The following is a 315-nucleotide window of genomic DNA, read 5'->3' as shown; positions in this document are numbered from 1 at the left end:
ATCATCCGTTTTCAGCTTAGGCAGCATAAACACACCTTCGGTCATGCCGTCGCCTGTTTCACCCTGTGGAATATCGGTCAGCGCCACCGCAAAAACATCACCCACCTGCACCAGATCTCCGCTGCTGATGGCTGCACTGGCAACAATCGCCACCGTTTTTCCTTCTTCTACAAAATTCTTTGCCATAACTGTCTCCGCACAGCCCCGTTCAGGGGCTGATTTCAGGTACAAAAAAAGCCCTTACGGGCCATCAGAGTTGTTATCTGCGACGTTTACGCCGTACATTTCACCAGACCGCGGTGATCAACTGGCGCG

1 protein-coding gene is annotated in these 315 nt (G+C 52.4%); it reads right to left on the bottom strand.

From position 1 onward, the window contains the following. Window positions 1-186 (bottom strand): DUF2190 family protein (locus LZP73_RS19720; protein ID WP_234236609.1); only part of this gene is annotated, 186 nt, incomplete at its 3' end. Between the last annotated feature and the right edge of the window lie 129 nt (window positions 187-315).

Origin of the sequence: Shewanella sp. AS16 (assembly GCF_021412365.1) — a bacterium.
Classification (GTDB): Bacteria; Pseudomonadota; Gammaproteobacteria; order Enterobacterales; family Shewanellaceae; genus Shewanella; species Shewanella salipaludis.
This window is presented reverse-complemented; position numbering and strand designations above follow the sequence as displayed.